Genomic DNA, 13,090 nt, shown 5'->3' on the forward strand with positions numbered 1-13,090 from the left:
GTATTTACCTAAAATAATTATCAATGCATTACGCGAAACAATTAGCCATCACCCTCGTCGCTCTTGGCGACTTATATAGAGACACATTACCGTGAATAAGAAACGCTTTCTTATAGAAGGAAGAGATATTTTAAAGCTAGCGTGGCCATTGTTGGTCGCGCAAATCACGCAAATGCTAATGGGCGTTAGCGATACCATTATGGCTGGGCGCTACAGTGCAACCGATATGGCAGCAGTGGCGCTTGGGTTTAGCATAACCGTACCACTTCTGTGTTTTATACAAGGTATAGCCCTTGCGCTTCCCCCTATTATTTCGCGGTTACAAGGCAACAAAAGTATTAGCAGCATTGCTGATGCTAGTCAGCAAGCGGGCTACCTGATCTTCTTCGTGGGACTGGTAATAGCAGGGTTAATTCCCTTCACTGAAAATATGGTAGCGCTTTTTCCAATGGCACCTGAACTGCACAGCATAACGGTAGACTATGTGCTTTACGTGCTATTTGCCATGCCTGGTTTTGCGCTGTACCAATGGCTCAGAAACTATTGTGAAGGCTTAGGTAAAACCAAGCCAACTATGATCATTACCGTAATTGGCTTAATGGCAAACATTGTTGGAAACTACCTGTTTATTTATGGTGTTGGCCCACTGCCTGCCATGGGCGGCGCCGGTTGTGGTATTGCTACCGGCATTGTTATTTACACTATGCTGATTGCAACCTTTGTCTATGTACGCTTTGCCCCTGCCCTGCAAAAATACAATTTGTTTAGTCAGCTGTACAAGCCAAACATGGTAACCATAAGCCGAACTTTTAAAATGGGCTTGCCTATCGCCATGACAATTTTGTTCGAAGTAACGCTGTTCTCGGTAGTTGCATTGTTATTAGCACCATTTGGCGCCACTACAGTAGCTGCCCACCAAGTAGCCCTAAATTTCTCGGCGCTTATGTTTATGTTTCCTATGAGTATTGGGATGGCTGCCGCGATCCGTATTGGGTATCGCATTGGGCAAAGAAATCAGCGTCAGGCCAAAATAGCAGCCCGTACCGCTATTCTTATCGGCTTTTTCACCTCTGCGTGTACAGCGAGCTTCACTTTGTTGGCTAAAGGTTTCATTATTGGGCTATACACCAGCGACCATGCAGTTTACACACTAGCCAATGCGCTACTTATATACGCTGCACTGTTTCAGCTGTCAGACGCCGTTCAGGTTATCTCTGCCAATGCATTACGCGGATACAAAGACACTACGGCGATGTTTATTATTACCTTTGTGTCGTACTGGTTAATAGGTCTCCCTACGGGTGTAGTTTTAGGAAGAACAGACTGGGTCACGGCTGAGCCGATGGCGGCAGCGGGGTTCTGGATAGGTTTTATCGTAGGCTTAAGTGCAGCTGCCGTGATGCTTGGAGCGCGTCTTCTTTACATTCAAAGGCCAAGTGCAGCCCATCGCATCGCGAGTGCTTGAGCACTTTAACTGCCTAAGACTGACTAAAACGCGATAGAAAAAGGGCTAATCTCGCTGTTTAAGTTTTTCCCAGTCTTGCGGGGTGTCTATATCAATTTGTGCATTGGGTATAGACACAGCCGTTACTTTCCCTAACTTCGCATACTTTTTAATGATTTGTTTAGCGCCGGTGTCTCCCTGTAGCGCTAATAATTCGCTAAACATTGCTTCTGGGAAAATAGCAGGCACCGTTAACCTACTATTAGGCTTTCCATCCTTCTGCCCGTTCTTCTGCCCATCCTTGTCCCCACGCTTCTGCCACTCGCTACACACTATGTGGTTTGGGTAAGCTTTAGAAGCATCAATAAGGCGGATAAGATCCTGTGCGTTAAGACTTGGCAAGTCAGCAAGGGTAACAAGCACATGTGAAGGATGGGTGCCCGAAGATGTTCCTTCTAATAACGATGATGTTTGTAGAGGCGATTTTGGAAGCGAAGTTGGTGAAAGCGACGTTTTAGGTTGTAATGCCAGGCGTAGTAAATGTGAAAGCCCGCTGCGAATACTTGATGCTATTCCCTCTTCCCACTGCTTATTGTGTATCACCTCAATATGCGATACAGGTAGACCAGAAAAAGCCTCTGCTAACTGCGAACCTACGCTGTCGTGCCATTTACCGGTAACAATCGTGACTGGATGTTTACTTAATTTCGCTTTTTCATCGCGAGCGCTTATAACTACATGAGCACTGTGCTGAACAAGCGGCAATTTTGTAATCGGATGCTCTGATAAAAGTTTGTTGCCGTCAAAGCGGGAACTCTTCCCGCCTGCAAGTAAAACAAAAGCTAAGCGATAAACATCAGAACTCAATGTAACACCTATTAGTCAACGCGCTTTATCAATACAAACGCAGAATCATTAACGTCGCAATCAGACCCGCTTGTGGTCAGCAAAGCAAGAGCCAACGCAGTATTCGCGTATGCATAAGAGTCTTTAACACCTATGTGACTTAACGGCTTCTGCTAAGCCCTTTAATCGCTTCCGTTAACCCTTCAAGAGTAAGCCCGTACATTCTGTCTTCCATAATTTCGCGAATAATTTTAATAGACGAATAATACGGCCAATAATTTTCAGGCTGTGGGTTAAGCCATACCGCGTTATTAAAGTGGTTTAACAAACGCTGCATCCATACACTACCTGGCTCTTCATTCCAATGCTCTACACTGCCCCCTGGGTAAGTAATTTCATACGGCCCCATGGTTGCATCACCTACAAAGATAACTTTATAGTCTTTACCGTAGCGATGAATGATATCCCAAATAGGAATGCGTTCTTTATTGCGACGAAGGTTGTCTTTCCACACTTCTTCATACACGCAGTTGTGAAAGTAAAAGTACTCAAGGTACTTAAACTCACTTTGCACGGCTGAAAAAAGCTCTTGGGTGCTTTTTACGTGAGGGTCCATAGAGCCACCCACATCAAAAAACATCAACACTTTTACCGCATTGTGACGTTCTGGTGCCATGTGGATATCGAGTAAACCGCCTTTTTTAGCTGTCTCACCTATGGTTGTTGGCACATCTAGCTGCTCACTTGCGCCGGTGCGAGCAAACTTGCGTAGCTTCCTAAGGGCCACTTTTATGTTACGCGTACCCAGTTCGACATCCGAGCTTAAGTTTTTGAACTCGCGTTTATCCCACACTTTAGCCGCCGAGAATTTTCTATTGCCTTTCTGCCCTATTCGCACGCCTTCGGGGTTGTCGCCATAAGCGCCAAAGGGCGAAGTGCCGCCCGTGCCAACCCATTTGTTTCCACCCTGGTGGCGCTTTTCTTGTTCTTCTAAGCGCTTCTTCAAGGTTTCCATCAGTTCGTCGAGGCCGCCCGCTTTACGCAGTGCCTCGCGCTCTTCAGGGCTTAAATTTTTCTCAATTTCCTTACGAAGCCATTCTTCAGGAATGTCTTTACCGAACAAGTCGATAGACTCTACCCCTTCGAAGTACTCAGCAAACGCCCTATCGAACTTATCGTACTGGGTTTCGTCTTTCACCATAATGGTTCGAGACAAGCTATAGAAAGCTTCGATGTCGGCATATACCACGTGATGCTCTAACGCTTTAAGCAAATCAAGCAACTCGCGCAACGTGGTTTTGACCTGATATTTTCGCAGCGTATAAAAAAACTGAATAAGCATTAGCGACGCGCCATAAAGACCAATTTTTCAAACAAATGAATGTCTTGCTCATTTTTAAGCAATGCGCCGTATAACGGCGGTATTGCTGCTTTACCGTCTTTTGAATGCAGCGCTTCAGGTGGAATATCTTCAGCAACTAAAAGCTTAAGCCAGTCGATAAGTTCAGACGTAGAAGGCTTTTTCTTAAGCCCTGGAACATCGCGAATTTCAAAGAATGCTTTTAGCGCTTCATCAAGCAGCTTTTTCTTTATATCTGGAAAATGCACATTGACGATTTCTTGCATTTCATCAGGGTTCGGGAACTGAATATAGTGGAAGAAGCAGCGGCGCAAGAAAGCATCAGGTAGTTCTTTTTCGTTGTTCGAGGTAATAATAACTATAGGACGCTGCTTCGCGACTACGCGTTCTTGTGTTTCGTATACGAAGAACTCCATCTTATCAAGCTCTAGCAGCAAGTCGTTGGGGAACTCAATGTCTGCTTTATCGATTTCGTCAATCAACAGCACTGGCCGTTTTTCTGCGCTAAATGCTTCCCACAATTTCCCTTTTACTATGTAGTTACTGATATCGTGAACACGATCATCGCCAAGTTGAGAGTCGCGAAGGCGTGATACTGCATCATATTCGTACAAACCCTGTTGCGCTTTGGTGGTAGATTTAATGTGCCATTGAATTAATTCGGTACCTAAACTCTCGGCCAACTCTTCAGCAAGCATAGTTTTACCTGTGCCTGGCTCGCCCTTAATTAGAAGCGGACGCTCTAGCGTGATGGCAGCGTTAACCGCCAGCTGTAAGTCTTTGGTTGCGATATAATTAGACGTGCCACTGAAAGCCATTATTGTTGTACTCCGTATAATTTTTCGTCTTTGCAATTTTAACTATAATATCAAGACCTTCTCACGATTGCCCATAGATATAACATATAGCTAAAAAGCACTTTGCATTTTACTGATTGGGACCAATGATATAGGGGTATGACGAAATCCCCTAATTCAGGCTGTGAATTATTAACTATCACACGCGTTGAATTATTAACTACTAAAAAGGTCGTACAGATCACGACAGACGGGGTTTCCTATAAAATAAGGAACGAGGTAAGGATTTATAATGAACGTATTTGACGACAATTCCCTATCTATTGGCCGCACGCCACTAGTTAAGCTAAATCGCGTAACATCAGGTAATGTATACGCAAAAATTGAATCGCGTAACCCAAGTTTCAGCGTTAAGTGCCGTATTGGCGCTAACATGATTTGGGATGCTGAAAAGCGCGGCGTCCTTACCGAAGGTAAAGAAATTGTAGAGCCTACCAGTGGTAACACAGGTATCGCTTTAGCGTTTGTTGCTGCTTCTCGCGGTTACAAGCTAACGCTAACTATGCCTAGCAGCATGAGCCTTGAGCGTCGCAAACTTCTAAAGGCACTGGGCGCAAACCTTGTTCTTACTGAAGCACCAAAAGGTATGAAAGGTGCCGTTGCAGCTGCACAAGAAATTGTTGCGTCAGACCCAGACAAGTACGTACTGCTTCAACAATTCGACAACCCAGCTAACCCAGCTATTCACGAAAAAACGACGGGCCCAGAAATTTGGGAAGATACCGACGGTAAAGTTGATGCCTTCGTAGCAGGTGTGGGTACAGGCGGTACTATCACGGGTGTAAGCCGCTACCTTAAGAACACAAAAGGTAAAGCAATTACGTCTATTGCCGTTGAGCCAACAGACTCACCAGTAATTACACAAGCGCTTGCGGGTGAAGAACTAACCCCTGGCCCACACAAAATTCAGGGTATCGGCGCAGGTTTCATTCCAGGTAACCTAGACTTAGACCTAATCGACGAAGTTGAGCAAGTTACCAACGACGAATGTATGGACATGGCGCGCAAGCTTATGACTGACGAAGGTATTCTTGCGGGTATTTCTTCTGGTGCTGCCGTTGTTGCCGCTAAGCGTTTTGCTGAACGTCCAGAAAACAAAGACAAAGTGGTTGTGGTACTGCTAGCAAGTGGTACAGAACGTTACTTGAGCAGCCCACTATTTGCCGGTGCATTTGACGAGCAAGAAGAAGTGCAATAATTGCCTTCTAATTTCAACAACTCTAAAAACGGGGCCTAGCGCCTCGTTTTTTAATGCTTCTAATAAAACCCCTCTATCACAACAATTTGTAAAATCCTATCGTCGCTTTGCTTTTATACAGGTTTTTGTGAATAATCCGCCTAGCAAACTTCTTGGCAGTCGTTACATTGACTTAGTTAAGATATGAAACTATCAATAAGAAACGGACCTCTTTATATTAAGGTAACCCAAATGAAAACGCGTATGTGGTACGCCCTATTCGGGCTTTTTACAGTTTTGATTTTATCGGCTTGTGGTGAGAAAAAAGAAGGAATTGGGCGGTATGGCATGCTTGACGAAAGCACACCTGAATACACCACAGTTATGTTCCTAAAAAGTGTTTACGAAGACGACAATCTTGACACAGCAATACGCCTATCCAGTGAAAAAATGTCGCGCATACTGACGCGATACCACACCAATAGTAACGTTCAAAGACATCTGCTTAACTTAAAGTACGACACCGTAACCGTAACTCCGCAAAGTGCAGGTAAAATAGGCAGAAACGAATTTTCTGAGAAATCCACTATTACCGTATTTTTGAGCGGAAACTATAATGGCGACAAAGTAGAAGACCTTCGAAGCTTAGATTTGATAAAAGAAGATGGCGAATGGAAGGTAAACAAAATTCATCCCGACGCCTATTTATAACAAGTAAAAAAAGCACTGTTTTTATACACAGCTTTTGCCAATTTTATGATAAGTGAAAATAAAAAGGATGCTTTCCGGTTTTTAAACTAGGTTACACTTATTTTTTGTTTAATGTGTTGTTTTAGGGTGGTAACTTAAAACAACACAAAACTGATATACGGATTTATTCCACCCTGCATAAAGGATTTTTTCCGTACACTAAATTGTTATGTGCAATTGCTAATGCAGAATCGTTCAGGGATCGGATAAGAAAAATGTTCAAAAATCACAATGCTCTTACAATACTCTTGGCAATTTGCGTTCTGGTCAATGGGGTCGTCGCAGTCTTTAACAGTCAAAATATTATCTTAGGCCTTATCAACTTTTCCACGCTGCCAGAAACGATTTATTGGCTTGTATCATTAATAATCATTGTATTCAGTATTTTGGGTGGCATCTTAGTCGTAAAAAAGAAGCAGCTTGGATTGAAAATATGCCTCTGGGTCTACGTATTACAGTTAATCGGTGTAATCACTAGCTCACACAATTATGGACTTATCGTAGGAGTCTCCGTAGCTTGGTCAATCGATTTGGAAGGCTCGTCATTGGACATAAACTTAGTTGCCTTGGCAGTTGTCGTTTTATCTAGCATATCATTATCAAGCGTTGGTAAAACTCCGCAGAATGAAAATTGCACATAACAAACGCATTAACACTCGCTGCGCTCGCTAGGGACAAAAATACGTAGGCTCCCTGCGCTTCGCTTGGTATTGTAGCCTACGTATTTTTGCCCGTTATGCGGGTGTTATGTGCCAACGGAAATTGAAAAATAAATGGAAGTAAGAAACTTAAAATTTTTTGCTATAGCCGTTTCGGTTCCGTTAATTGGCTCCTGGCTCGTTATCCAAACACAGTTTTGGTTGGGAGCAAACGTAGCAAACGGTATTCTTGCCTTCTTTCTACCCTTTATTGGCGTGGTATCGCTCTCTAAAATACGGTATCCAAGCAAGTTTTTTAAAATTTTAGTTGTTAGCACGTACCTTTTTCTATCTCTGGTGGCGATTTGGCTTATAGTTTTAATTACTAGCTGCGCAAACGGAGATTGTCTTTAGTAATGGCACATAACAAAAAAATTAAGTCACTCGCTGGCGCTCGTTGGGACGCTAACACGCAGGGCCGCTACGCTATTATGCCCTACGCGTTATCGCCCCTTATTTAAAAGTTATAATTTAGGGGTAATTTTAATGAAAAGGGCGTTTCTTACAGTTATCACGGTTAGCCTAATCTTATCTAGCAACTATACGATTGCGAAGACTCTCAAAAGTACAGAGTATGAATTTATTGGACACTGGATTTTCAGTAAGGCAGAAACAATTGAAAGCTTTGAAAATTCAGAAATGAGTGAAGAAGAAGTTCATAAATTCTCAAAGATATTAAAAAATCAGGAAATAGTAATATCTGACGGCCTATATTCTGTTTATCCAAGTAGAGGAAACCCTATAAGAACTCATTTCTCGCTAATAACTCCACCGGATGATGAAGGCTGCTTTGTCCTTCAATTTGAAGACACAAGAATACCTCTGGATATACAACAAAATACATTCTGTATCAGAGAGGGGAAACTTCTATTGCCCGCTCCAAAGGGCGCAGAGGAAGTCTATAATAGAAAATTATAACAAACACATTAAGTCGCTTCGCTGGGACAGTAACACGTGGGCTCTGTCGCTTCGCTCGGATTTTAGCCCACGCGTTACTGCCCCTTATGTGGGTGTTAGGCGTCATTTACTTACAGCATTAAATGTGGCTTCAGACGTGACACTCCATCATCAAGGTTGTTTCGCTAGGGTGTCTTTACAGCTTACTTTTTCGGTAGTTTCAACGGCTTTAGCAACGTGCTTTTCATCAACACCGCAACGCCAACATTCTGCATCACCAGTATTCTAAACTCGCTCTTTTATCCAGCATTTTCTCTAACATCTGGCATTTCGCACTGGGTTGTTTTATCTTAAATTCAATAATTTAAATACGCGGTCTATTTGGCTAGTGGTGGCAGCAAAGCTGCGTACGTTCCTTTGTACGCCTAACAAAACGCTGTTGGCACTCCCTCCGGTCGCTGGGACGCTAACACGTGGGCTGACTCACTTCGTTCGGATTTTAGCCCACGTGCTAGCGCCCCAAAGCTTAGCGTTAGGTGCTAAAAGGAAAAATTATGAAATCATGGAATGAATTAACTAATCTACAACGCGCAGTTATCGGCATCGTAATGGTTGTTGCGGCCGCAGTTTTGCCAGAAATAGCCTTCTTAGTTCAATTAGGCGGTGTGGAAATCGCATTTGCTCTCGTTTTTGCTAGCCTTGCTCCAATCATTTCTTGGTTCTCAACAAAATACCAAGCAATTAAAGAATGTTTACAAACCTCAATAGTGGCTTTTAGGCATAGTGCATCTGCTAAACCTTCCGTTTTCTTCGTACAAGCTTCTTTTTGTGCCGTCGCACTTCTATTTACAGGTTCGGGCTTATTGGCTTTTTACTTTTTTATGCCTAGTATGCTGCTAAATGGGGTCTTGGCATGAGCGCACCTAACAACTCAATCAACACACTCACTACGTTCGCTGGGACGCATACACGCGGGGCGGCTGCGCCATTATGCCCCACATGTCTGCGCCCGTTATTGGAAAGTTAGCAGCCAAGTCTAGGAATTTAAGATTAATACGATGTTAGAACCTTCAAACAGCACCTACTTCGTAAGTAATGTGGAATCCCTCAACCTTGGTTTCAATTTAATTGGTTTAATAATCGCATTCGGAGTCCTTTTTGCGATTTTTAAATTCACACCTTTGCTACAGTCGCTGTCAGCACTAATCAAATTAAAACCTAAACACATCGGAGTTATTGTTGTGAGCATATGGATAATTGCTTTTACCACAGTAGTTCTTAACAGTTGGGGGGCGTATCAAGTCCAAAATGCTATTTGGGCGAATGAGGCTCAGGTCATATCTGGTTGTATAACTGACCACAAAACAGTAAAAAGTAATAGTAGAGAAGAAACTTTCTTCGTTTCAGGTATAAAATTCAAATACAACGATTACGCTACTAAACAGTATTTTTTTGCCAATCGAGAGCACGAAACGTTCATTCAAAACGGACAGTGCGTGACTATTGTTTACCTGTCTAAATACGGGAACGGAATTTTAAAAATCGACAAGGTTTGAGTGGCATTGGCTGCTAACAAACCACTGTAGTCGCCCGCAAGCGGGCTGGGACAAATACACGTAGGCTCAGTCGCTTCGCTCCAATTTTAGCCTACGTGTATTTGCCCCTAAGTGGGGCGTTAGCTTTACATGGAGTATCGAGCAATCATCAAACGAATATCCATATCAATACTTTTGTTTCTGTTCTCTTATTTGGGTACTGCTTATTATCACTTGGTTTCAATAAATAAGTTTTGCGTTGAAAACTCAAACGGAATAACTTTTGACGAATTAGCTCCCAAGCTTGAGTCGTTTTCTTTCCTGACTAATGTTAGATACATAAAAGGTTATATGGATGAAGACATATGGGTAGACCCTGAATTTGAAATAAATAGTAAACTGGCATAAGGTCAATTCGGATGTAACTTATTGCTCGGATTTAAAAGCCCCACAGACGACACAATAGTTACTATTGGTCACTATAAACTTGAAGAGTTTGGGTATAATTTTATTAAAATCGGCTTGTTGTAAAGCTAACAAGTTACTTAAAAGGACGCAAAACGCTTGGCTTGCGCTCCTTCGTCGCTAATTTTATCCAAGCATTTTGCGCCCATTAGTAAGGCGTTATATTTAGGACTTACCCAAACTTAGTGGACATCTCCTATAGTTAGATAAGAGGTGACTTATGGCTAATAAAAAGAAGGTTCATGCTTATACTGAAGAGTTTCGTAAGGAAGCTGTTCGACGAGCAGATCAAAAGGGTAACTCCAACCAATCCGTAGCGGCAGAGCTGGGTATTTCCGCACAACAAATCTACAACTGGCGTCGACAGTTTAAGCGCTGTGGGGGTAATCAATTCTCAACCATTCAAGGCGTGAAGTTTCATCAAGAAGACTCTGACGAGGTGCAAGCCCTCAAGCGCCAGCTGGCCGATCTCAAAGAAGAGAATGCGTTTTTAAAAAAGGCTGCCGCGTACTTTGCGAGCGACCAAGAGTAAAGTACGCACTAATTAAAGTGTATGCGGGGCAATTCAGAGTAACGGTGATGTGTCGGGCACTTAAAGTCTCTCGTTCTGGTTATTACAAGTACCTCACACGTCGTATACCCGCGTATCAGCAGCGACGAAAACAGCTGTGTGAGCACACCATGGCGCTCTTTGAGAAGTATCAAAAGCGCTATGGCGCACCTAGATTAACGCGCGCCTTGAAAGCTGACAACGTCCCCTGCTGCGTTAATACAATTGCGAAAATCATGCAGCAGCTACAGTTACGCGCGCGTAACGGGAGAGCATTTCGATACTCGCAATATAGCCACAGTAATGTGCGCGTGAGTCAAAACGTCTTACGCCGACAATTTGTAGCAACAAAGCCCAATACAAAGTGGGTCACTGATATCACTTACATTCGATTTAAAGGCCAATGGCATTATTTGGCTACCGTAATGGACTTGTACTCAAGAGCTATTGTTGGCTGGGCGTTTGATGGCCATATGACCGAAGAACTTATTATACGCGCACTTAATATGGCAATTAGCAGACGAGACATAGAACCAGGGTTAATCATTCACTCCGACAGAGGTGTTCAATATCGCTCTGTGCGATACCAAGACCTGATAATGAGCATTGGCGCAGTGTCCAGCATGAGCAGAAGAAGCAATTGCTGGGACAATGCCGTAATGGAGTCATTCTTCAGTCGTATGAAAGTCGAACTCATATACGGGGAGAAATTCAACTCGCTTCAGGAAATCAAATCTTGTATCTTCGAGTACATTGAAATTTTTTATAATCGCGTGCGTCAGCATTCAACATTGGGCTATATCAGCCCTTACGAATACGAAGCGACATACGCTTAACATGGATGTCCACTTTTAGTGGGTAAGACCAATTTCAGGGAAAAGAAATGAGTTCATTTGATGAATTAAAAAATAGAGATATTGAGTCTTTAAAAAGAAGCTATGATCAAATCGCTAAATCGACAAGTCTTGGACTTAGCTTCTATAGGGAAGAAATTGCTCGCCGCGAAAATGAAGAGTTCAACTCAAAAATCAAATCAATGACTTCTCAAATGCGCAATATGACAATTTTCATTATGATCTTAACGGTCATTAACGTTGGGGTTGTTATTTATGATGTTTTCAAGGATGTTTAAACAATGAAATATAACAAACCACTCAAGGCTCTCGCTTCGCTCGCTGGGACGCTAACACATGGGCTGCGTCACTTCGTTCCTAATTTTAGCCCATGTGTTATCGCCCCTTAGTGGGAAGTTAGGTAAACCTGTATATGGAAATTTTGGTTGCTGTAATTAGCTTGCTTGTTTTCGGGATATTCCTCGCTGTAGCTGTAGCGCTATCTAAAGTTCCCGTTTTAGGCAATGCTTTAGATTTCTTTGCAGAGTTAGTCAGCGGACCTCGTTTCGTATATCTTGCTTGGCCGTTTCTACTATCCACCGCTTACAGAAAAGAGATAATTCTCGAGCATAAAAATAGAATTAAGTGGTTAGCTTGGGTAGAGTATTTTTTGGCAACAATTGTGTTCCTTACAATTTGCGCCATAGGGCTTTTAATCATACACCACAATGTAAAGAGGCTCTTGCTGCAAGGTGCTCTTTTTGAGTAGTTTACCTAACAATCGCATAAACTCGCTCGCGGGCTCGCTGGGACAAAAACACGTAGGTTCCCCTCGCTTCGCTCAGTATTATAGCCTATATGTTTTTGCCCGTTATGCGGGCCGTTAGGCGTCATTTACTCACAGCATTAAAATGTGGGTTCAGCCGTGACATTCCAGCATCAAGGTTGTTTCGCTAGGTTGTCTTTACCGCTGGCTTTTTCGGTAGTTTCGGCGGCTTTAGCAACGCGCTTGTTATCAATACCGCAACGCCAACATTTAACATCATCAGTCTTCTAAACTCGCTCTTTTATCCAGCAATGTCCTTAACATCTGGCATTTCGCACAGGGTTGTTTTATCTTAAATTCAATAATTTAAATAAGTGGCCGTATCGGCTAGTGGTGGCAGCAAAGCTGCGTACTTTCCTTTGTACGCCTAACAAAACGCTGTTGGCACTCCCTCCGGTCGCTGGGACGCTAACACGTGGGCTGGCTCGCTTCGCTCGGATTTTAGCCCACGTGCTAGCGCCCCAAAGCTTAGCGTTAGGCGTCATTTACTCACAGCATTAAAATGTGGGTTTAACCGTGACATTCCAGCATCAAGGCTGTTTCGCTAGGTTGTATTCGCGGCAAGCTTTCTCAGTTGTTTTAACGGCTTTAGCAATGTGCTTTTCATAAACACCGTAACGCCAACGTTCTGCATCACCAACTTTCTAAACTCGCTCTTTTATCCAGCATTACCGTTAACATCTGGCTTTTCGCACAGGGTTGTTTTATCTTAAATTCAATAATTTAAACACGCGGTCTATTTGGCTAGTGGTGGCAGCAAAGCTGCGTACGTTTCTTTGTACGCCTAACAAAACGCTGTTGGCACTCCCTTCGGTCGCTGGGACGCTAACACGTGGGCTGGCTCGCTTCGCT

Annotated in this window: 12 protein-coding genes and 1 pseudogene; 10 read left to right on the plus strand and 3 right to left on the minus strand. The window is 43.2% G+C overall.

The features are described 5' to 3' along the window. Positions 1-91 precede the first annotated feature (91 nt). Complete coding sequence (locus ACXAER_RS01400) at positions 92-1,465, plus strand: MATE family efflux transporter (RefSeq protein WP_474825896.1); 1,374 nt, start codon at positions 92-94, stop codon at positions 1,463-1,465. 45 nt (positions 1,466-1,510) lie between these two features. On the opposite strand, the gene ACXAER_RS01405 is transcribed toward ACXAER_RS01400, so the two are convergent. From ACXAER_RS01405 to ACXAER_RS01415, 3 genes are all read right to left on the minus strand, one after another. After that, entirely contained in the window at positions 1,511-2,311 is an 801-nt protein-coding gene (locus tag ACXAER_RS01405; protein WP_474825898.1) for a nucleotidyltransferase family protein, read from the minus strand. A gap of 139 nt (positions 2,312-2,450) precedes the next feature. Further along, a complete protein-coding gene (locus tag ACXAER_RS01410; RefSeq protein WP_474825900.1) occupies positions 2,451-3,632 on the minus strand; it encodes a vWA domain-containing protein in 1,182 nt (393 codons plus the stop codon). Continuing rightward, positions 3,632-4,468, minus strand: a complete 837-nt coding sequence (locus ACXAER_RS01415) for an AAA family ATPase (RefSeq protein ID WP_474825902.1) — start codon at positions 4,466-4,468, stop codon at positions 3,632-3,634. The genes ACXAER_RS01410 and ACXAER_RS01415 overlap by 1 nt, the downstream gene beginning before the upstream one ends. Positions 4,469-4,739: 271 nt before the next feature. On the opposite strand from ACXAER_RS01415, the gene cysK reads away from it, so the two are divergent. The 9 genes and pseudogenes from cysK (at position 4,740) to ACXAER_RS01460 (ending at position 12,181) form a co-directional block, all read left to right on the plus strand. Then, positions 4,740-5,705, plus strand: coding sequence for a cysteine synthase A (gene cysK, locus ACXAER_RS01420; RefSeq protein WP_334060357.1), 966 nt, complete (start codon positions 4,740-4,742; stop codon positions 5,703-5,705). Between the two features lie 231 nt (positions 5,706-5,936). Continuing rightward, complete coding sequence (locus ACXAER_RS01425; RefSeq protein ID WP_474825905.1) at positions 5,937-6,395, plus strand: nuclear transport factor 2 family protein; 459 nt, start codon at positions 5,937-5,939, stop codon at positions 6,393-6,395. Positions 6,396-7,618: 1,223 nt separating this feature from the next. Continuing rightward, positions 7,619-8,050, plus strand: coding sequence for a hypothetical protein (locus ACXAER_RS01430; RefSeq protein WP_474825907.1), 432 nt, complete (start codon positions 7,619-7,621; stop codon positions 8,048-8,050). Positions 8,051-8,583: 533 nt separating this feature from the next. Continuing rightward, positions 8,584-8,946: a hypothetical protein gene (locus ACXAER_RS01435; protein WP_474825909.1), complete on the plus strand. Its 363-nt coding sequence runs from the start codon at positions 8,584-8,586 to the stop codon at positions 8,944-8,946. A gap of 141 nt (positions 8,947-9,087) precedes the next feature. After that, positions 9,088-9,585 carry a hypothetical protein gene (locus tag ACXAER_RS01440; protein ID WP_474825911.1) on the plus strand — a complete coding sequence of 166 codons (498 nt, stop codon included), beginning with the start codon at positions 9,088-9,090 and terminating at the stop codon, positions 9,583-9,585. Positions 9,586-10,249: 664 nt separating this feature from the next. Next, on the plus strand, positions 10,250-10,561 hold the full coding sequence (locus tag ACXAER_RS01445) for a transposase (RefSeq protein WP_423079162.1): 312 nt from the start codon (positions 10,250-10,252) through the stop codon (positions 10,559-10,561). After that, positions 10,561-11,415 (plus strand): annotated as a pseudogene (locus ACXAER_RS01450) (IS3 family transposase); the annotation flags it as partial. The gene ACXAER_RS01445 and the pseudogene ACXAER_RS01450, both read left to right, overlap by 1 nt. A 47-nt stretch (positions 11,416-11,462) precedes the next feature. After that, complete coding sequence (locus tag ACXAER_RS01455; protein WP_189404137.1) at positions 11,463-11,711, plus strand: hypothetical protein; 249 nt, start codon at positions 11,463-11,465, stop codon at positions 11,709-11,711. Between the two features lie 134 nt (positions 11,712-11,845). Continuing rightward, positions 11,846-12,181, plus strand: a complete 336-nt coding sequence (locus ACXAER_RS01460) for a hypothetical protein (RefSeq protein ID WP_474825913.1) — start codon at positions 11,846-11,848, stop codon at positions 12,179-12,181. Positions 12,182-13,090 lie beyond the last annotated feature (909 nt).

This window comes from Alteromonas sp. AWJ4_199 (genome assembly GCF_056159165.1).